We start from the raw sequence: 21,409 nt of genomic DNA, 5'->3' as shown, positions 1-21,409 counted from the left end.
ATGTGTTGTTTTATTAGACCCAATAGAGTTTTCCGGACATTGTGTAAATACTAGTTTGCTACTTTGGGGTGCAAGGCTTCGCCATATCACTTACAGTGATGAGCATGTGTTTTGTGAAGTAATTAGATAAAGGGTAAATTGGAGGCGGCTAAAATAATTATTTAAAGATCATTTATTTCAAATCAGGTGCAGCGTAAGTTTGTTTTTATAATAGTTATTGCTTTAAATATTGTAATAGATCTATTTTTTTCTTTTAAGAAGCGTGTTAGTTAGGCATGGCATATCCGTAGCCACCATAACCATACTTTTGGTTCTTTCCTCTTTTAGCGTCGTTAAATACTACCATTAGATTTTTAAGCTTATTTTCGTCGTTAATATCTTTCAGGATACCTAATTGATCGTTATTCGTGTAATTATATCTTACCAGGTAAATGCTTACATCTACATAAGGCGCTAAGCTGAAAGCATCAGCTACTTGTCCAACAGGGGATGTATCTACAATTATATAGTCAAAGCGTTTTCTTAATTCACTTAGGAGTTCATCAACTCTGGAGCTCATTATCATTTCTGCTGGGTTTTTTGGAATTTCTGAACACCCAATTACACTGACATTATCTGATAATAGACTGGGTTGGATAATATCATCTACAGAAATACACTCATCATCAAGATAATCTGTAACTCCTAGCGTTGATGATAATTTTAACTTTTTTAATAGTACGGGGCTCCTCAAATCAAGTTCTACAATAACAACTTTTTTATTAAGCATTCCTAATGTAGTCGCCAAATTGATGCTAAAAAATGTTTTTCCTTCCCCTTTCATACTTGATGTAACCAATATCATTTTATGACGTTGATTTGTCATAAAGCTTAAATTCATGCGTATGTACCTAAATAGCTCGGAAATAGTGGAGCGATGGTCTGTTTGAAAAACATTGGTACTTTTATCTAGATTGTGGGAAAGTTCACCTAGCAATTTTGCACCTGTAAGCTCAATTGTTCTGGCATCCCTCACTTTATTGTTAAAAAATCCCCTAACATAAATAAACCCTGCAGGTATTAAGCATCCGAAGACAAAACCACATAAATAAAGCATTTGTGCTTTTGGAGCAATAGGTGTCGTATTATAAGCTGGTCTATCTATAACTTGTGATGTAGGTACAGTTGTAGACAATGATAATGCTGTTTCTTCACGTTTTTGCAACAAGTAATGGTATAGCCCAGTTTTCACACTTTGATCTCTACTTCTTTCTAAAAGTCCTCTTTCTATTGTAGGGACAGATTTACTTTTACTATAGAATTGCGAATAATTTTTTTGTAAATTTTTGTTCTGAATATTAAACCCACTTTTAATTGACTTTAAGTTTTCCAGAATGTTGCTTTTTAAACTTGATAATTGCTCATTCAAATTTAAAACAAGAGGATTTTCAGCATTAGCTGTACGAAGCATTCTGTTTCTTTCTAACTGTAAATCATTAAACTTTCCGATCATTACATTTAGTATAGGATCTTCTATTCCCATGGCGCTTGGCGCTAAACTGCCTTGTGCCTGATTGCTTTGAAAATAACCTTCTATAGATTTTACTAGGCCGAGCTTTACAACTGATTCCGCTAACAATTGATTGTATTCAACCGATCTTGTTGCATTTAATTGCGCATCTATACCGAAATCGGTCACTTGATTTTGTTGTTTGAAGTTCTCTACATCTTGTTCCGCTCCGGCGAGGTCATTTATTAAATATTTTAATCTGTTATCTATAAACTTAATTGTATTTTGAGCGATAATATTTTTATTGTTTACATTATTAGTATTATAGTTTTCAATAAGATTTGTTAAAATATCTAATCCCCGTTGCGGAATATTATCGTTCAAACTAATTACAATAGTATTAGCATCTTTAACTACAGGAACTATATTCAACCTAGCTAAGCTATATGACTCTGTCAGTTTATACAGATCTTGAAATTGAATATTTATTTTTCCATATTCAGGTTTAAAAGCAGGCCCTTTCTTTATTAGTATTGTGTAGTTTTTATTTTTGATAGGTTGATTATAGTTTGCAATCATATTAATATTACCAACTGTTAAACGAAATTGGTTGTTGTTAATAGATGTAATTTCTATAGCTCTGGAATAAGCTCCTTTTTTCAATTCCTGTACTTCTACTTTAATAGGTAATGTATTACCGTATAACTCTTTTGTTTTAAAACCTACTTTCTGAAAGTATGATGTCTCAAGATTCAAATCTTTTAAAACTTTAGATATCAAATCTCTTGATCTGAAAATTTCAGTTTCATTTTCAACTGTTTTAGTGGTTTGAAACATGTTCAAATCGCTAAAAGCAGTGCCGTTAGACATAGAAGCACCCTCTTTATCGTCTTGTACTAACAATGTGCTACTAATTTTATAAACAGGAGGTGTTATGAACAAGAAGCCATAAACGAAAGCTATTGCTGTCGTAATGCTAATTAAAAAATAGGGCCAGTTTTTGGTAAAACTTTTCAAAGCTTCTGCAACATCTTTAGGGCCGTTTAAGTTCTTTTCTGCAAACATGATCTTATTCCTTAAGTAATTAATTTCTTAAAATGGATGAAATCAGGACAGCAACTGCCGATATAGAGGCAATAACAATAGGCATAATTCTCGTGCTAGGGCTATACTCTATAGCTTTAGATTTATCCGGCTCCACATAAACTATATCGTTTTGCATCAGATTAAAAAAGCGATCATTAAGCACATCTTCTTTGTTTAAATTCAACCTTTTCATTATTCTTTTCCCATTTTGCTCTCTAATGACTAATACGTTTTCTCGTTTACCATAAACCGTCATATCACCTGCCATACCAAGCGCCTCTAATAAATTAATATGATCGCCAGGTATGATAAAGCTCGAGGGTTTATTTACTTCTCCGATTACGGTAATCTTAAAATTTAAAAGTTGTACTTCAACCATTGGTTCTTTGACATATTTAGCTAGTTTTTCTATTAATGCATCCTGGGTTTGCGTAATAGTCAAACCTTCCACTTTAATATTACCTATTACGGGGAGAGTAATCGTTCCGTCTTTAGCTACTCTGTAACCTGCCGGTCCTTCATAGGTAGCTCCTGCTGCATTTTGGCGGTTAACCGTAAATAGCGTGTTTGATTCCGGGTTAAGACTATTTATATTTATCCTCAAAAGATCGTTTTGTTGTATTTTTATTGATTCGTCTTGTATCGTTTTCTCGGCGGTTTGCGGAGCTAAATTGCTGAAATAAGCCAACTCTCTTTTTTGCGCACATGAGCTAAAAGTGAGTATATATATAATAATTAACAGGTGTTTTGTTTTCATGATTTTATATCTTAAAATGTGCAAAACTTCTTGACAACTAAGGTATATAGAAAACTATCAATAATTTATGCGGCAGATTACTTTGTATTTAAAGTGTATAAATGGTATACCGGTTTTACAATAGTTTACGGTTTTGTTCAACAGATTTACCAGGAGTTGTAAAAAAGTGAATTACTATATGTATAATACTTGGTTGTATTTAATGTTTGATGAATGTAATTTTTGTTGTATATCAATTTGAGAAAAGTAGTAAAACAGGATATTTGCATTTCTCAGTTTAAACATTTTGATTTCTTTACAGTTTTAAACCACAGATAACCAAAAGAAAAATGCATATAGCGGATAGAATGGGGAAGGAGCCCGTCAGGTATTGTGTAGTCTTTATGGTGAGGTATATAAAGGCGGATACAAATCGAGCGTTATATCCTAAGCACGATCATAACCAAGTTTTAGTGACCTTAGTACATATAAGCTAACGGAAAAGATAAAAGGGATGTTTTTTAAAGAAGATAGCGAATTAAGAAAGTTATTTGGGGTTTTGAGAGTGATTTTGATTTATTAGACACTCGTTATATTTTTCTAACAGAAGGATATATTTTCTTATCCAATAGTCAATCTTCTCATTTTCTTTGGATGGGTTTTGTAATGGATGCTGTTCTATTTCAGCGTCTGAACTTGAGCGAAAAACTTCGGGAAAATCAGAAGAAAAATCATAATTAGTATAAGAGCCAATTCTAACTAATATATCAAAAGGTAAAGTATCATGCTCAAACCATTTGTATAACGTACACCTGCTAATCTTCATATATTTGGCCAGCTTACTTATATTATGACCTTGCTTTCTAATAATGGATTCTACAATACTACCTGCATGTTTTTGCGAAGAATCTTTTGAGGCAGCTCTGCTGCTTTCGGGATTTAAACCAACTTTAAAAAAATCCTTCCCCGATATGATAGCGTTCATAATTCTCTTAATTTTTAGGCCATAATTACTTTTCATATAAATTTCCTTCAAATGTTCTTTGTGTGAAATGATGCTTGTCAGGGTTTATAGTGACGATGGTCACATATTTTGATCGGTTTTGTCGCTGAAAAGCTATGTTTTTTAAGAAAAAATTGTCGCAAAGCAGAATTAGAAGTAGATTTATGAATTATCTTATACAGGTATTGACAAAAATGAATAATATTTTAATTATCGAAAATGATCTGGATTTACTGGGTAAATATTCGGATTTATTAAAAAATTCAGGGTATGAAGTAACAGCAGCATTTAATAGCGAAATAGGGATTAATCTAGCATTAAGTAAACATCCTAGTTTAATATTATGCAATACTGTGTTGTCAAATATAGATGGTTTTGGTGTATTATCTATATTGTCAAAAAATCCATCAACTACTAAAATACCCTTCGTCTTTTTAAATGCTTTATCGACTCCAGATATGGTAAAAAAAGGGATAGCATGTGGCGCTGATGATTTTGTCACCAAGCCATTTCAGGGCGATCAGCTTGTTAGATCTGTAGAAGGTCGAATTAACAAGAATAAGAATCAGACATCATTGCCGATTAGCGAGGCGAATAACAATCATCCCCATAATGGTACAGGCTGGGAAAAACTGTTCGATCTTATTTCTCAATGCAAAATACGAAATATCAAAAAGAAACAAACGTTGTATTACGAAAGCGATCATTCGCAATGGCTTTATCTATTGATCGAAGGTTGTATTAAAACTTTGAAACTAACAGACGATGGTCGACAAATGATTACAGGGTTGTATAAACCAAACAGTTTTATTGGTCTGGATACTTTGTTGCTAGATGATCCTTGGCTTGAAAGTGCCGAAGCTACTCAGGATTCATCTCTTTATCTTATATCTAAAAGTGCAATTATTGGCTTGTTAAACGAACATGTTGGACTTAATCAACACTTTATTAAAATATTATCAGCCAATTTACGCGAAAAAAAAGATCAACTCGTCGAGCTTGCTTATGAGTCTGTGAGAAAAAGACTTACACAAGTATTAATTAGGTTAAATAAGAATGCAGTCCCAATAGACCAAATAGATATTTGTAGGGACGAACTTGCTGGACTTGCCGGTATCGCTACAGAAACGGTTAGTAGAATACTTACCGATTTTAGAGAAAGAGGATTAATAGAAAGAAATGGAAGTCAGATCCACATTATGGATCTTGGCGGTTTAATAAAGATGAAAAGCTAAACAAACGGTTTACAGCCCCGTTTTCATCAGAACAATTATAATTACCTTCCCTAAAATGCCTGTATAAGGTGTTCTCTCCAAATCTTGAAAAATGTATATCATCAAATTATCTGTGAAGCATATTTTACGCTAACGATCAGTGTTTTAACTGATAGCCATCATTGTATCTGTATTATTCTAAAAGTAATTTTAGCGAAAAATGATGAGGATGTATGGAAAAAATTCTGGTAGCTACAGATCTTTCGGCTGGTTCTACTTCAGCCATTCATTTTGCCTATAAATTGTCACAGTTAAAAGGTGCTAATTTGATTATTGTGCATGTTTATCATCTTTTGAAACCCAAAAGCTGGAGACCTCATAGGTTTGAAAATTACCGTCAAGTCAGAAGAGATTTTATATTAACTAAGTTAAACAAGTTTTTAGATCGAATTTTTAGTAACATAGAAGCGCCTGCCGTCAATTTTGAGATCGACCTTCAGATGAATCCAAATACAGTGACCACTATTTTGAGATGCGTGTCCAAGCATAAATGTAGCTGTATATGCCATGGTATTCAGGGGGGAGGAAGATTAAAAAAGACGATTGGTGCCACAGCAAACAAATTAATTGCGAAATCTCCAGTTCCCGTGATTAGTGTGCCTAGTTTTTATAAGACAAAAACTATAGATAGTATTTGTTACGCTTCAGATATGACTAATTATCAAAAGGAAATCAAGAAGATTGTAGAGTTTGTAAAAACACTTAATTTTGAAATTAAATTATTGCATATTGTCTCTCCAAGAGAAATTATGCTTAAAGCTACGCTTTTAGAAGCGCGGTTGTTCAAAAGAATAGGAGTTGCGGTTAAGGTTAAATATGCTCTCAGAACCTCGACGAACACTTTAATTGAAGATATTGATCTTGCGGTTAGAAAAATAAGACCGTCTCTAGTTGTTTTTTTTATAAATAAATCTAAACATTATTTAAACCCAATACTTTATGCTTCAACGACGCACGAACTATCTCGCTTGAGAAAAATTCCGATATTAACTTATAAAAAGTAAATAAATCCCTAAGAGTGGCGGTAAATACTAGAAATTACTTCTTTTGTTTTTTCATTTCTTCTATCTCTCGCTTTAGCTGGTCTCGATCTTCTTTCTTTGAAAGTTCTAGCTCTGTTGCAGAATAATCATAGTTGAAAAGTCTTGCTTTAATCTTGGTGCTATTGACAAAAATACCAAAGTCAATGTTTGCTATAGTGAGAAAACCAGCACTATTTCCATCAATTTCGATACTTCCAAATTTTGAGAGTTTTGCCAGTTTTGTATGAAAAGACCCGTTGTTATCAGAAGATATTTTTTTAAGTGTATTTCCTTCAGAATCTAAAAATCTTATCTCGGCATTGATTACCTTTCTTTTTGTCTTAGCTGCAGTGACAACGCCTGAAATTGTTACTGAGTCCTGAGAAGTGTTCTCGTCTAGAAAGCTTGAAGCTTCATATCCTCCGAGAATCTTAACTTTTTCCGTTCTCGATTGGATGATAGAACAGGACGAGAAACAAAAGATCAAAAAATATAGTGAAATTTTAAAGCCCCAAACCTCATTGCTACATCTATTTATGTTTTCTATTTGCTTTTTCAACTTCTTTCCTCAACTTTTTCTGATCCTTTTTTGAACCTATTTCATTAATATACATGGGCTGCCTTGGTAATTTTATGTCTAAGACATAGGTTTTAAAATTTGGCGCAATGTAAACATGTTCGATAGTCATCCCCGTTCCAAATGTATCTACAATAATTTTTCCATGGAGCAATCCCTCGGATGGGACCGTTAGCGAAAATTCTCCATTTTTATCGGTGATGGCTGTACCAATTGTATCACTCTCTGAACTAAGAAAAAAAACTTTAGCAGAAGGAACATTTTCATTATTATGGCACATTCTTACTTTACCTTTTATTAAAGGAAATACCTCCTCATCTGTATAACCTTTACCTCGTTGGCTATAGCTGCTGCAGTTGTTTTGGTCTATATCAACCCAGTCATTATAATTCTTCTTTGTAGAACAGCTAAAGAGGGTAAGCAAAAGAAGAAGTTTAAAACCACAAAGGTTTAACTTTATGCGTAATGCCATTAAAAATTTGGACCTTTTTTATATTTCAAAAATAAACAAAAAATCTTTATATGAATAGGTTCCGTTGTAAACAAGACGAAATTTTTAGCACCACCAAAAGCTGTTTTTTTACTTGCTTGTACCTACCTCTAAAATCTAACTCATTTCAATATTAATAATTTTTGTGAGTTGGGTTTCATTTATATCTATTTATTATTTTGATTCTTGATTTCTTTAATCTCTTTTTTCGAAAGGGGGATTGTGCTTGTTATAACTCCATTTATAGTAAACAGCTTCACAGATATTTCTACTTGTGAATAAAATCGACCCATATCAACTTTAGCGATTTCAAGTTCACCTAATGAATTTCCATCGGATCCATTTATATTAATATTCCCGACAGTAAAGACAACTCAGACTTTTCGGTATCTCCTCACTACCGCTTACATACCCCTTCTTTTCCTCAGTTTGCGGTGCAAGCCAGGCTACTTTTGCTATATTCTTTAAAAGAAAAGAAATATGGCAAATCAATTTTTAGTTAAGAACACGATGGCAGATATGCGTGCATTATCTGCAAGTGAAATCACAGCATTGCAAAATGGAACCTACAATGGGGTGGAACTATTAGGCTATTACGAAAAAGGAGATACAGCGGCACCGATTATTTATTACTTAGCTCCAGTAAGTCCAGATCCCGGAGCAGACGATGGTGGTCGTGTTATTGCTGTTCAAAGTAACAAGCTGATACACGAATTTGTGGATCAGATCGATGTACGTTATTTTGGCGTCAGTACCACTATTACTGACAATACCGTACAGCTTCAGAAGCTTGTGAATGTCGCTATTATAAAAGGACTGAATGTATACTTTGATGGGTTTTATGCAATCAAAAATATTCAGATTGACCAGGCAAATAATATCAAATTCTATTCGAATAACGGCGGTTTGTATCAGTATGTGGCTGGACGGAATTTTATCAACCTCACTAATTCCTCAAAAGTTGCATTTGAAGGGCTTAAATTAAAGGGGGTCGGTCAATTTGAAATTCCGCAAGGTGAAAGTGGAACCTACTACCACAATGTTTACATCTCCGACTGTAGCGAAATTTCATTCGACCGCTGTGAAGTCTTTAATGCGACACGAGGAGGTATACTCAGTATTCGGACAAATTATCTATCTGTTGACAATTGCCGTTTTTACCAAAATCGGAGCATGTTTGACCTGTCCTTTGGCTATTCAATTACCACCACAGCTCGGAGTATCGGATTTACCTGCACCAATTCCAGTTTCATCGGCAGTAATAGCTATGGTATCCATTGTATGGGCGGCGGAAGCAATTATATCATCACTGGCAATCGGATCTCAGATAAAAATGAATACGGTATTGTATTTTACCATCTCGGAACTGATTTGGATCCATTGCAAGTAATAGACGATATTGTCATTTCCAACAATATTGTTGAGAATATCTCGGATGGTACAGGTACAGACGCAAAAGGGATGGGCATCTATCTTCAAACTGTTGAAAGGCTGTTGTCAGCGATAATATTGTAAGAAATACCTTGATTGGAAGAAATAAATGTACAGTAAATAGGCAGTTGAGCCCGGCGGCGATTTCGATCAATGGATCCCGTGAGGTGACCTGTACCGGCAATCTTGTTGAAAAATCGACGATAGACGGGATCGGTGTTACCAATTCTGTCATCGGTAGCCGTGGTACTATTATAGCCAACAATGTTATTTTGGCGGTTGAGAAAACGGGCATCTCATTATATACGGTCAACAACTGTTCCGTACAGGGAAATATTATCGAGGGGAATGGTTCCAATGAGGCAGGTATCGATATTCAATCTTCTTCGGCACGCAGATCATCAGATATCAATGTGAGTGGAAACCAGATCAAAAGTGGATTTAAAAACGGTATCAACACATTTAAATCGACAGGAACTGGATTTGAAAGGATAGCTATCACAGACAATCGGATCAGCAATTGTCAGCTCTATTATATTTATCTCTCGGCCATCAATGTATTAAAATGTACGGGGAATACCATTTCGAATGATACTGTAACTATGGTCGCTGGAGGTTCTGGCATACGTGTCGATGCAAATGAAAATTTACTTGTTTCGGATAATGTTTTGATCGGCTCTCCAACTGTAAAACTTAAGCGCGGACTACAAAGCAGCAATAATATTTTTGGAAAGATTACCGACAATATCATCCGAAATATTGAAGATCCTACTTACAGGTTATATACCACTGGTGAGAGCTTGGATATTTCTAATAATTTGGTGGAGTAAGTGTTGACGCAGTAATGGAATAACGCTCATTTTCATATCAAATAGCATACGAGAAAGGGAGGTTCACATAGATTGTAAGGGCTCGGTTATAAAGATATAATTGAGCCCTTCTTCCTTTTACTTCGAATCCCCTGGTTTGATTGCTTGAATTGTTCCTATATAAAAAATGTTTTTATCTAAATTTTTGTCCGATACCAGACGGATGATGTTGAATAATGAACATTCGGTATATTTATCAATAATATAGATTTAGTTTACAAATGAGAGCCTTATTAATTATAGATATGCAACTGGGGAGTTTTAGACCCTATGAGCTGAGGCAGGATACCTTTGCTGTTATTGATCGGATAAACAGACTTTCTGATGCATTCAGAAAGAACGGAGACCTGGTCATTTTTATTCAGCATGATGGGACAAAGGAAAACTGTTTCATGCCGGGGACAGAAGAGTGGTCTTTGTTACCTGAGTTGATTAGAGGGGTCGCAGACATATGTGTCTCTAAAACAGCCAATGATTCGTTTTATAAAACAGAACTTCAATCATTATTAACAATTAGCGGAGTGAAGGAACTGATCGTGACCGGATGTGCTACAGATTTCTGTGTGGATGCCACTATAAAATCAGCCTTGACGAGAGACTATTCTATTACCGTGGTTGCTGATGGACACACCACCGCCGATAGGCCCATGATCTCAGCTCGGCAAGTGATTCAGTATTTTAACTGGCTATGGTCAGAGATCACGCCAACAGAAGGGGGGATTAAAGTAGAAACGTGTGATGCAATTTTATAATTTATATCAAAACAAGATAACACTTCTAAGATATAGAGAAGATAATCCTTAAATTATGGATTATATAGCAACAGGAATTGATACTGTTATATTATATTCACTGATCCGCTGTCAACTAACTGAGCGGTTTAATCCATTGGGGTATACCGATAAACATATCATTTACAAATTTTCCTGTATACCGTTGCATTCCAGTTTCTTCCTTATCAAAGTAGGTCTTTATTTTTGAGCATACTTTAGGATTGTAGCATAACTTGACTCGGAAGTTTTCGATCCATTCGGCCCGTATAACGATGGTAATTAATTTTTTCGTATCTCTGGACAAGCCTATTACGGTGATAGCTTGGCACATCCCAGCATACCAATCGATAATATACACCTTGGTGCCCGGGCTAAACTGTTTCGTGCCATAACGGGTTTGCAGTTTTCCTTGACCATAGCTAATTTCCTGTTTGATGTTAGCTACCAATGTCCATAATGGTATAGGTTCTAAATGATCCATATGACTTTACTGGTTTTTGAATTTACAGAAAAGAATCTAACATGGCAAAATATAGAGCTCATTAACGATGATTTCCATCTCTATTTGTAATCTTGGTATTACATTGCCCAGATATATAGTGTCGGTTGTGAATAAACTTTTTTGGAAGAATGGCCTATAGATCGGTTTGTCGGGAAGTAGTCCTGTTGAAAACTGACTGAAATTTTGGGATACTCATATTTCATTTTGAAATAACCTTGCATTTATATAGATTTAATATAAGTTTTGTTGCTTAGACCAAGTGTAACCTAGGGAAAATATAACCATGGATTTAAATGCAGTTCCATTGAGTCTTGATGAGTTTAATCGCTTTAAATTGGGAGACGAGAAGGTTTTTAAAAAGATTTTTGATTTTTATAGGCCTTTGATGTATCACAAGGTACGTCGTGTATGTTCTTCCGAATTAGACGTGGAGGAGGTTATGCAAGAGATTTTTGTGCAACTTTTTCTAAAACGGAATTCAATCCCTTCTGCGGAAGCTATCTTTCCATTTTTATTTTTAGTAGCAAAGCGAACGGCCATCACTTTGTTTCGAAAAGAGCTGTCTAGACAAAAATATCAAGTATCACAATTAGCAGAATGGGATGAACTGAGTGATGAATTAGAGCGGACGATCGCTCATAAAGATTTAGATAGAGTGCTCAAGACGATTGTATCCTGCTTACCGCCACAGCAAAAACTTGTATTTCATAAGAGCAAAATAGAGGAAATGAGTTATGCAGAAATTTCCGAAGAAATTGGTATTTCCAAAAATACCGTACGCAACCATCTTGTAGCAGCATGCCAGTTTGTACGTTTGAAACTTGATGGCTTACTTTTAATCCTTTTTTTAATAAAAAATATCTTTTGACTAGTTCATCGATCCTAGTTGTACGAATAATATTATAGCGTACAATAGATAAGGATGTCCAAAGTAGAAGCATATAAGATTATTATCAGCCAATTTTTGGCAAAAACATTAGACGAGCGTGCAAAGCAAAATTTTGCCAATTATCTCAATGATCCGGATTTTTTGAGTGCGTGGCAACAGCTTATGGACGAGGGAGAGATAGAGCAGTCTCCAGACAATCAAATTGCGCACGATAATCTTTTTAAGACAATCATTGAAGATGAAAGAATAAAAGACCAAGTTGTTTCCAGTCCAATTATAAAGAAATCATCAATTCACATTCTACAGTATATTAGTATCGCAGCTATATTGTTGCTAGTTGGTATATCTGCTTCGATCTTCTTCTTTATACAAGAAAATAGACTGGATGACCGGGCAATGGTCAACAATCTACCTGCGGTAGTTCCCGGATCCCAAAAAGCCGAAATAATTTTAGAAAGTGGCGAGCGTATAGATCTCGAAAAATTGAAATTGGATACGATCATAGATAATGGTGCGTTTGAAATTATCAAATCCGACAAAGGTATTATATCCTATCGTCTGAAAAGCTCAGGGACTAGCAATCAGCAGACAGCGTATAATACAATCGTTACGCCACGAGGTGGAGAATATAAGCTGCTATTGGCAGATGGCACAAAGATTTGGCTGAATGCCGCCACTACACTGCGTTATCCAATTAGTTTTAACGGTGATGAAAGGAAAGTACAATTGCAGGGTGAAGCTTATTTTGAGGTTGCTAAACAGGTCTATCAAGGAAGACGGGTGCCCTTTATTGTTCATGCAGGTAATCAGAAATTGGAAGTTTTAGGGACAGCATTTAACCTTCAAAATTATGGCAAATCGATTGTGACAACTTTGGTGGAAGGCAAGGTGAAATTAAATGTTCAAGATAGCCCACAGGACAACCTCTACTTAAGTCCTGCTGAACAAGCTGTGTTTCAATTTACAAGCAAAAAGTTTCTAAAGACGGCTGTTGACCCGCGCTATTTCATTGCCTGGAAAGAAGGAAAATTTGCTTTTTACAATACACCTATTGACGAAGTCATGGAAATCATTAGTAGATGGTATGACGTGGAAGTCCACTTTGATTATCATCCCGAAAGCTTTGCTTTCTCGGGCACAGTGTCAAGATATGATAATATCGACAAACTACTCCGTACGATCGAACTAGTCGGAGATATTCATTTTGAATTGAAAGGGAGGAAAATTTATGTGAAAAGATAACCCATAAAGAAGAGTTCAGGAGCGTTACGACCGCCCCTGAATTTGTCTTCGAAAAGACCAGGCTGAAAAAGATTTAATAGACTTAAAAACCATTACAACCGTATGCAAAAGTACAAAAAAAAACGGTATGGAGATCCTTTGCCTAAAAGTAGGATCTCTGCCAAAAAAGAATTTGCTATGAAAATGTCATTAGCGATTCCCTTGTTGCTGGCCTCTAACCTCCAGTTGAGTGCAATTACATTTGGGCAAGGAGTCAATTTCCAAAAGAAAAATGCCAAACTCGAAACCATATTAAAGGTTTTAGAAGAACAGAGCGGTTACAATATTCTGTATAAAGCTACTTTGCTAAGCAATGCCAAGCGTATCGATGTCGATTACAAAAATGTACCTTTCGAATATGCATTGAAGGATGTGCTTGCAAACTATCAGATCGTCTATAAGATTATGGACAATAATGTCGTATTAAGCAAGCCAGCTTCTACAGCAGCGGGAATCCCGTGGAATCGATATGTTCCAGGTCTCAATAATACTCTTGTCCTTCAACAGCGTCGCGTAGGGGGAAAAGTGGTCGATTCAAAGGGCAATCCAATTAGCAATGTTATTATAACGGAGAAAGGAACGGATAATAGAACAACTACCGACGACAATGGTAGGTTTGAGATCCGCCTTAAAACAAATAATGATCAGCTTGTATGTTCAATGTTAGGCTATCAGTCCAAGGAGGTAAATGTAGATGGACAAAATGAAATTCAAGTTAGCCTAGATGTCGCTATTACTGCAATGGATGAGGTCGTTGTAGTCGGTTACGGTGAACAGAAAAAAGTTAACCTAACCGGGGCGGTGAGCCAAATATCGGGTAAGGAGTTTGAAGATCGTCCTGTCACACAGCTTACCCAAGCACTTCAGGGCAATATCCCCAATCTCAACATTGTCTTTGGATCAGGAAAACCCGGTACAAGTGGTTCAGTCAATGTGAGAGGAAACACATCCATTAACGGTGGTGGTCCATTGATTTTGATTGATGGTATTCTAGGTACCTTGGATCGTATTAATCCCAATGATGTAGAGTCCGTAACGGTGCTTAAAGATGCTTCCGCAGCGGCTGTTTATGGAGCGCGTGGTGCCTTCGGTGTTGTTTTGGTCACAACAAAAAAAGGGGGTAAAAATGGAAAGACCTCCATTGAATATAATAATAATATTGGTTTCACTACCCATGCCACAAATACTGATTTCATCACGAGTGGTTATTGGAATGCGAAGATCAACGATGACGCTATGTACAACGCATTAGGGTATCGGACCACGCGTTATACCGATGAAGATTATGAAGAATTACTTGCACGTGTTAACGATAAGACTGAAAATCCGGATAGACCCTGGGTTGTGGTTAAGAAAGATGCTAGTGGCAATGACATATATCGTTACTATGCCAACTTCGATTGGTTCAATTATTTGTACAAAAAAACAAGACCAAAAAACGAGCATAATCTTTCTTTTTCTGGATCTTCTGGCAATACACGTTATGCGATATCTGGTTCCAAGGCGATTGAACAAGGGATATTCAATATTGATCCCGATAAATTTGGACGTTATAATCTACGTGCAAATATCGCGTCAGATATCCGAAGCTGGCTGACCATCAGCAATAGCACACATTTTTTCAAATCCAGCTATGATTGGGCCGGACTGGAAAATAATTTCAGTACCGTTGCCAACAACGTGAGCAATAGTCCGACCTACCATTATCATGCGATGTACGTGCCGCGAAATCCGGATGGCACACTTACGGGGTATTCGGGTATTAATAGTTATCCTATTGGGTACGGCCTGCACAATGCGCTCGAAAGCGGCACAATGCGTGGCTATACGCGGGGTACAGAATTTACCAATATGACAGAAGCGGTTTTGAAATTGGGAAAAGGCCTATCCCTAACTGGAAACTATTCCTATCGTGAATATCGTTCTGACTATTCCTACCGACAGACCAAACAGTACTATTCGAAATATCCGGGACAGCTCGAATTGTCTTCACTCGGAGCTTTAAATCAGGATAAGCTTCGGGAAAATATGGGTAAATATGCTTGGCATTTTATCAATGTTTTTGCTACTTACCAAAAAGATTTTGGCGATCACCACCTTACTGTGATGGGCGGTTTTAATCAAGAAGACCGTTTTTATAAGCGTATTGGAGGAATTGGTCAGGATCTATTGTCTGAGAATTTAAATGATCTTGATTTGGTGATCGGGGAGAAGCAGTTTGAGGCAGGTGGCGATGAATGGGCAGTACGTGGAGGGTTCTATCGTGCCAATTACGATTACAAAGGCAAATACTTGCTAGAGGTAAGTGGTCGATACGATGGTACCTCACGTTTTCCAAAGCACAGTCGTTTTGGATTCTTTCCATCCTTTTCTACAGGCTGGCGCATCAGCGAGGAGAAGTTCTTCGCTCCACTGAAAAACAAGATCAATAACCTGAAGATTAGGTATTCGTACGGCTCACTTGGTAACCAGGAGGTGGATACCTATGCTTATATTTCATCCATGGGTACAGGTCAGATCTCCTATTTAGTCAATGGTCAAAAGTTAAATGTTGCCAATAGTCCCGCTCCGGTAGCGCCCACATTGACTTGGGAAAAAATTACCACCAGCAACATTGGCCTTGATTTTAGTTTACTTAATAACAAGCTCGATTTTCAATCTGATTTTTATGTCCGGCAGACAAAGGGTATGCTTAGTAAAGGCAAAACCCAGCCGGCTGTATTTGGTGCATCTGAACCCAAGGAGAATGCAGCCGACCTCAAGACCAAAGGTTTTGAGCTTTCCCTTTTATGGAAGGACCATTTTGATGTAAGCGGAAAACCTTTTAATTATTCCGTTAGGGCAATGCTGTCAGATTATCAGGCTGAAATTACCAAGTTTGCCAACGATGCTGGGCTATTGAGCAATTATTATACAGGACAAAAATTGGGCGAAATATGGGGGTATCATTACGACGGATTTTTCAAGACAACCGAAGAAGCACAGGAGTATGCGAAAATCGTCAATCAAGATCAGATCAATAGGCGTCGTGTTCAGGCTCCCACAGCAGACTTGCGTATGCTTCAGGCAGGTGATATCAAAATCTTGGATCTCAATGGCGATGGTATCATTGATGCTGGCGATAATACGCTTTCCAATCCTGGTGATCGTACCATTATCGGAAATGATCAACCGCGTTATTCCTATGGGTTAAACCTAGGAGCGAATTGGAATGGCATTGATCTTTCCGTCTTTTTTCAGGGAGTAGGGAAGCAAAACTGGTATCCTAATCTTGAAGCACAAGCTTTTTGGTCCGTTTATGCCAGACCATACGATTCATTTATTCCGTCTAATTTTCAGGATAAGATATGGTCGCCAGAAAATCCTGATGCTTATTTCCCTTTTTTACGCGGCTATACAGCGCAAAACTCTGAACTCTCTGTCGCCAACGATATGTATATGCAAGATATAGCCTACCTAAAGCTGCGTAATCTGACTGTAGGTTATACATTTCCAGTCACACTTACTCAAAAGGCAAAGATCAATAAGCTACGTGTGTTCTTCAGTGGAGAAAACCTACATACCTGGACGAAGTTGAAGACCGATTACATCGATCCCGAACAAGTAATGAGCGATAATACGGGGCGGAGTTATCCTGTAGGCCGCGTCTATTCTTTTGGAGCTCAGTTATCGTTTTAATTTATACATGACGATTATTTAAAATGAAAACATCATGAAAAGAAATCTTAATATTTTTACACTTATTGTTGGACTTGTGGTTGGCTCATGCAACAACGACTATCTGGAACGATATCCCATAGCAGAGCTGGCCCCTGAAAACTATTTTCGGACCGCTTCCGAGTTGCAGACCTTTACCAATGCTTTTTATGCAGATCTTCCTGATGCGCTGGCCATACATTACAATACACCGGGTCAGGGCGATGACGAAGCACGTAATACGCTCGCTTCTGAGTTTCAGGGCACCCGTACTACTCCAGCAAGTGGAGGAGGGTGGACATGGACATCCCTTCGCCGTATAAATTTCTATCTTGAAAATTCGCACAAATGTGCAGATGAGGCAGCACGGTTGCAGTATGATGGTATTGCTCGATTTTTTCGTGCATATTTTTATTACGACAAGATCGTTCGCTTTGGTGACGTACCATGGTATGACAAAGTAAATCAGCTGGATGATCCTGCGATGTTCAAACCTAGAGATTCACGTAAAGTTGTTTTTGCTAAATTACTTGAAGATCTTGATTTTGCTATCGCCAATTGCAGTACAGCCAAAAGCGCTCAATTGATCAGCAAATGGACCGCTTTGGCTTTTAAATCCCGCATGTGTTTATTTGAGGGTACATTTCGCAAATACCATGGCTTGGGCGATTGGGAAGACATGCTTCAGCAAAGTGTGTCTGCCGCCGACGAGTTAATGAAGTCCAATACCTACAGTATCTACAAAAGTGACCCAAATAAAGCCTATCAGGAGCTGTTCATTGCAGAAGATGCCAATCCTGCAGAAATGATCTTGGCGCGGCAGTATAGCGCATCTGTTCCTTTTGTCCATTCTGCGAATTTCTATATTTTGTCCGCTTCTTACGGCCGTCCGGGTATGGTTAAAGAGCTTGTGAATAATTACTTGATGAAAGATGGAAGTCGATTTACCGACAAGCCTAACTTTGATAAACTATCGTTTTACGAAGAAACGCAGAATCGCGATCCGCGGCTATCGCAGACAGTTCGCACACCTGGCTACAAGCGTATTGGTGCGAATACAACATCAGTTCCTGATTTCGCAACATCAGTAACAGGTTATCAATATATTAAGTATATTCTTGCACCGGGCTTTGATGCTGGGCAAAGCACCAATGATATGCCCATTATCCGTTATGCAGAAGTATTACTTAACTATGCCGAAGCAAAGGCCGAATTGGGTACAATCAATCAGAATGATATTGACAGATCCATTAAATTACTTCGGGATCGTGTCAATATGCCCAATTTGGTGTTGGCCGATGCCAATTCCAAAGCTGATCCCTATCTTTTGGCTGCTTATCCCAATGTTAGTAAGAGTGGCCAAACAGGGGCAATCTTGGAAATTCGCCGAGAGCGCCGTATCGAGCTTGTAAAAGAAGGGCTACGCTATAATGACCTGTTACGCTGGAAAGAAGGAGCAAAAGTTGCCAAACCATTTTATGGAATGTATTTTCCTGGAGCAGGCGAATACGATTTGGATCAAGATGGAAAATTGGACCTGGTGATTTACGAAGGCACTGCGCCTACCAAAAAACCTGGTGTCCAATATCAGAAACTGGGTGAACTGGTTTTGCAAAATGGAAAAAATGGTGGCCGTATTGTCAATTTGCCGGACATTCTAAAAAAATGGACAGAGGAAAAAGATTACTACTATCCAATTCCGACACAAGAGCTTCAGTTAAATACCAAGCTCGAACAGAATAAAGGTTGGGATAAATCAGGTACTTAAAGAAAAAGAAAATGAAAAATTATAAAAACTTATTTGTTATTGCCATCATTGTGGCTGCGAATGCGTGTATTGCAAATGCGCAGGAAACATTAAAGATTGTCTCGTATAATGTCCTTTATGGATTAAAGAAAGATTCGGTCAATATAGATCGGTTTGTAAACTTTGCAGAGGACTGGAAGCCGGATGTGATTGCCCTGGAAGAAATGAATGGATATACCCAAAAGACGCTGGAACAATTGGGACAGCGTATCGGTCACGACTATGTTTTACAATCTAAGGAAGATGGATTTCCTGTGGCCATTACCTCCAAGTATCCTTTGGTCAATTTTAAGAAGGTCACTGAAAATATGTGGCATAGTTACATCTATGCAAAAATAAAAGGCATACACTTTTTTGTCATTCATTTTTCGCCATTCAGTTATGAGAAGCGATTGAAGGAAGTGACCGATATCTTGGCGCAAGCCAATGAGATCCCGAGTAACGAACCTATACTCATTATGGGGGACTTTAATTCTCTGGATATATCGGATAAGGACAAATATGGAAAGGAAGTTTTGGACGCTATGAAGCAAAGTGAGCAAAAACATGATCACATCCGTAACTTGCACAATGGAGCGATCGATTATTCTGTATTGGGGAAACTGCATGAAGCAGGATTTAAAGATACCTATCGTTTGTTACATAAGGAGTTTGAAAGTTCTGTTCCGACTTTTAAGGATGGTAATGGCAATATCAAACAAAAGAATACCGGTCATCCTAAACGTATTGATTTTATTTGGGCCAATTCAGTAGCAGCCTCACGGGTTACCAAAAGCGGTATTGTCAAAAATGAATATACACATTATATTTCTGATCATTACCCAACATTTATAGAGCTTAAGCTCAGTAAATAATAAAATTCGTCCCCATAGGGGGCGAATTTTATTACGATTTTTGTTCATCATTAATTTAAAGTGCAATGAAAAAAAAGATCAGTACGCTTCTCTTTATCATCCTTATTTGTAGTTCATTTTCTAGCTACGCGCAACAAGTTATTCCTGCATCTAAATTTGAGATTCAAGGTAGGCCTTTTGAAAATACCCCTAGATATCACCGTGTAGACACATTAAAGTATAAAAGACTTCCTGCTGCCGTAAAAAAATTGTATACACACGCTACTGGAATGTATGTCACTTTTAAGAGCAATACCGGTAAACTATCCTTGAGATGGAAAACAGTCGATGCGGAATTGGGTAATAATTCGACCCCAATTATGTCACGGGGATTTGATGCATATGTGAAGGAAGCTAACGGCTGGCGCTTTGCCGGGGTGGCCCGTCCCGATCTCAAGAAAGCAGAAAGTAATGCTATAGTGGTCGAAGATATGGCTAACACCGAGAAAGAATTTCTTCTTTATTTTCCTTTGTACAAAGAATTATTGGATTTCGAGGTGATTATTGATGAGAAAGCTTCCTTTTTAGCCACTAGACAATCTTTTAATAAAACGGTGGTGGTTTATGGGTCAAGTATTGTCCATGGAGCCTCAGCAAGCCGTCCAGGCTTAGCTTATCCGGCTCAATTAGGACGCAGATTAAATGCTAATGTGATTAACATGGGAGTGAGCGGAAATGCCCGTATGGAGCCGGCTGTCGCAGATATGCTCGGTGATATCGGTACTGTTGATTTGTTCATTTTGGATTGTGTACCAAATAGTAGCCCCGAGGAGGTGAAAGAAAGAACCTTTAATTTTGTAGCGCGGCTTCGTAAATCTCATCCGGGTGTACCTATATTGTTAATAGAAAGTATTACACGGCAGATAAGCAATTACAATTTGAAGTGGAAATCAAGATTGAATGAGCAGAATAAGAATTTTAGGTTACAATATGAAAAACTGCTGCAAGCCGGATATAAAGACTTGTACTACTTGCCAACCGATCATTTAATAGGCGATGATTCGGAAGGAACCGTGGACGGCACTCATCCCACAGATGTCGGATTTGAAAGAATGCTTAAAATAATTGGTGGTAAAATAGAGACAATACTTAATAATTAGGTAATAATATAGAACGGTCTATCGTAAGAAAACCAGCACTATTTCCATCAATTTCGATAATTCCAAATTTTGTGAGTTTTGCCAGTTTTTTATGAAAAGACCCATTATGATCAGAAGAATTTTTTTTAAGTGTATTTCCTTCAGAATCTAAAAATCGTATCTCGGCATTGGGCACCTTTCTTTTTGTCTTAGCTTCAGTGACAATGCCTGAAATTGTTACCGAGTCTTGCGAATCGTTCTCATCAACATAGCTTGAAGCTTCGTACCCGCCCAATACTTTATTGTTTTCTGTTTTGGGTCTGATGATAGCGCAGGATGAGAAACAAAAGATCAAAAAAAGAGTGAAATTTTAATAGCCCAGATCAAATATTACTTATTCAATTAAATTATGTAAAATTTAAAAAAGAAATCAGATTGCACCCAAGTTTCATTGTTTCTAATTTATAAAATTACATTAGTAATCGTAGCTATTATTAGTGGAGATTACAATA

Annotated in this window: 18 protein-coding genes; 11 read left to right on the top strand and 7 right to left on the bottom strand. The window is 37.2% G+C overall.

The window, feature by feature from the left end; translation table 11 throughout:
• Window positions 1-265: 265 nt before the first annotated feature.
• From GVK91_RS09205 to GVK91_RS09195, 3 genes are all read right to left on the bottom strand, one after another.
• Window positions 266-2,554 carry a tyrosine-protein kinase family protein gene (locus GVK91_RS09205; RefSeq protein WP_159728113.1) on the bottom strand — a complete coding sequence of 763 codons (2,289 nt, stop codon included), beginning with the start codon at window positions 2,552-2,554 and terminating at the stop codon, window positions 266-268.
• Window positions 2,555-2,573: 19 nt separating this feature from the next.
• The gene (locus GVK91_RS09200; protein ID WP_159728111.1) at window positions 2,574-3,332 is read right to left on the bottom strand and encodes a polysaccharide biosynthesis/export family protein; all 759 of its coding nucleotides are present in this window, start codon (window positions 3,330-3,332) and stop codon (window positions 2,574-2,576) included.
• Between the two features lie 526 nt (window positions 3,333-3,858).
• Window positions 3,859-4,332: a helix-turn-helix domain-containing protein gene (locus GVK91_RS09195; RefSeq protein ID WP_159728109.1), complete on the bottom strand. Its 474-nt coding sequence runs from the start codon at window positions 4,330-4,332 to the stop codon at window positions 3,859-3,861.
• A gap of 146 nt (window positions 4,333-4,478) precedes the next feature.
• Here GVK91_RS09195 and GVK91_RS09190 point away from each other — a divergent pair, with 146 nt between their 5' ends.
• Together GVK91_RS09190 and GVK91_RS09185 are read left to right on the top strand one after the other, a co-directional pair.
• On the top strand, window positions 4,479-5,549 hold the full coding sequence (locus GVK91_RS09190) for a response regulator (protein ID WP_159728107.1): 1,071 nt from the start codon (window positions 4,479-4,481) through the stop codon (window positions 5,547-5,549).
• A 212-nt stretch (window positions 5,550-5,761) separates the two neighbouring features.
• Window positions 5,762-6,592 (top strand): universal stress protein, encoded by an 831-nt coding sequence (locus GVK91_RS09185; protein ID WP_159728105.1) that lies wholly within the window; start codon window positions 5,762-5,764, stop codon window positions 6,590-6,592.
• Between the two features lie 34 nt (window positions 6,593-6,626).
• Here the strand turns inward: GVK91_RS09185 and GVK91_RS09180 are convergent, their stop codons facing one another.
• Together GVK91_RS09180 and GVK91_RS09175 are read right to left on the bottom strand one after the other, a co-directional pair.
• Window positions 6,627-7,169, bottom strand: coding sequence for a hypothetical protein (locus GVK91_RS09180; RefSeq protein ID WP_159728103.1), 543 nt, complete (start codon window positions 7,167-7,169; stop codon window positions 6,627-6,629).
• Window positions 7,141-7,659: a carboxypeptidase-like regulatory domain-containing protein gene (locus GVK91_RS09175; RefSeq protein ID WP_153847640.1), complete on the bottom strand. Its 519-nt coding sequence runs from the start codon at window positions 7,657-7,659 to the stop codon at window positions 7,141-7,143. Before GVK91_RS09175 ends, GVK91_RS09180 begins: the two co-directional genes overlap by 29 nt.
• A gap of 498 nt (window positions 7,660-8,157) precedes the next feature.
• On the opposite strand from GVK91_RS09175, the gene GVK91_RS09170 reads away from it, so the two are divergent.
• The 3 genes from GVK91_RS09170 (at window position 8,158) to GVK91_RS09160 (ending at window position 10,729) form a co-directional block, all read left to right on the top strand.
• Entirely contained in the window at window positions 8,158-9,192 is a 1,035-nt protein-coding gene (locus GVK91_RS09170) for a right-handed parallel beta-helix repeat-containing protein (RefSeq protein ID WP_159728101.1), read from the top strand.
• An 8-nt stretch (window positions 9,193-9,200) separates the two neighbouring features.
• Window positions 9,201-9,938 (top strand): right-handed parallel beta-helix repeat-containing protein, encoded by a 738-nt coding sequence (locus GVK91_RS09165; protein ID WP_159728098.1) that lies wholly within the window; start codon window positions 9,201-9,203, stop codon window positions 9,936-9,938.
• Between the two features lie 260 nt (window positions 9,939-10,198).
• The gene (locus GVK91_RS09160) at window positions 10,199-10,729 is read left to right on the top strand and encodes a cysteine hydrolase family protein (protein ID WP_159728096.1); all 531 of its coding nucleotides are present in this window, start codon (window positions 10,199-10,201) and stop codon (window positions 10,727-10,729) included.
• Between the two features lie 115 nt (window positions 10,730-10,844).
• Here GVK91_RS09160 and GVK91_RS09155 read toward each other — a convergent pair whose 3' ends face one another.
• On the bottom strand, window positions 10,845-11,231 hold the full coding sequence (locus GVK91_RS09155; protein ID WP_159728094.1) for a hypothetical protein: 387 nt from the start codon (window positions 11,229-11,231) through the stop codon (window positions 10,845-10,847).
• Between the two features lie 304 nt (window positions 11,232-11,535).
• Between GVK91_RS09155 and GVK91_RS09150 the strand changes: the two genes are divergently transcribed.
• The 6 genes from GVK91_RS09150 (at window position 11,536) to GVK91_RS09125 (ending at window position 20,918) form a co-directional block, all read left to right on the top strand.
• Complete coding sequence (locus GVK91_RS09150) at window positions 11,536-12,120, top strand: RNA polymerase sigma factor (RefSeq protein WP_159728092.1); 585 nt, start codon at window positions 11,536-11,538, stop codon at window positions 12,118-12,120.
• 54 nt (window positions 12,121-12,174) lie between these two features.
• Window positions 12,175-13,383: a FecR family protein gene (locus tag GVK91_RS09145; protein WP_159728090.1), complete on the top strand. Its 1,209-nt coding sequence runs from the start codon at window positions 12,175-12,177 to the stop codon at window positions 13,381-13,383.
• A gap of 177 nt (window positions 13,384-13,560) precedes the next feature.
• The gene (locus tag GVK91_RS09140) at window positions 13,561-17,100 is read left to right on the top strand and encodes a TonB-dependent receptor (RefSeq protein WP_159728088.1); all 3,540 of its coding nucleotides are present in this window, start codon (window positions 13,561-13,563) and stop codon (window positions 17,098-17,100) included.
• A 34-nt stretch (window positions 17,101-17,134) separates the two neighbouring features.
• Window positions 17,135-18,886 carry a RagB/SusD family nutrient uptake outer membrane protein gene (locus GVK91_RS09135; protein WP_159728086.1) on the top strand — a complete coding sequence of 584 codons (1,752 nt, stop codon included), beginning with the start codon at window positions 17,135-17,137 and terminating at the stop codon, window positions 18,884-18,886.
• An 11-nt stretch (window positions 18,887-18,897) separates the two neighbouring features.
• Entirely contained in the window at window positions 18,898-19,779 is an 882-nt protein-coding gene (locus tag GVK91_RS09130) for an endonuclease/exonuclease/phosphatase family protein (protein ID WP_159728084.1), read from the top strand.
• Between the two features lie 65 nt (window positions 19,780-19,844).
• Entirely contained in the window at window positions 19,845-20,918 is a 1,074-nt protein-coding gene (locus GVK91_RS09125) for an SGNH/GDSL hydrolase family protein (RefSeq protein WP_159728082.1), read from the top strand.
• Here GVK91_RS09125 and GVK91_RS09120 read toward each other — a convergent pair.
• The gene (locus tag GVK91_RS09120; RefSeq protein ID WP_159728080.1) at window positions 20,908-21,252 is read right to left on the bottom strand and encodes a hypothetical protein; all 345 of its coding nucleotides are present in this window, start codon (window positions 21,250-21,252) and stop codon (window positions 20,908-20,910) included. The genes GVK91_RS09125 and GVK91_RS09120 overlap by 11 nt on opposite strands.
• Window positions 21,253-21,409: the final 157 nt, after the last annotated feature.

Origin of the sequence: Sphingobacterium sp. 18053, from assembly GCF_902706145.1 — a bacterium.
Classification (GTDB): Bacteria; Bacteroidota; Bacteroidia; order Sphingobacteriales; family Sphingobacteriaceae; genus Sphingobacterium; species Sphingobacterium paramultivorum.
This window is presented reverse-complemented; position numbering and strand designations above follow the sequence as displayed.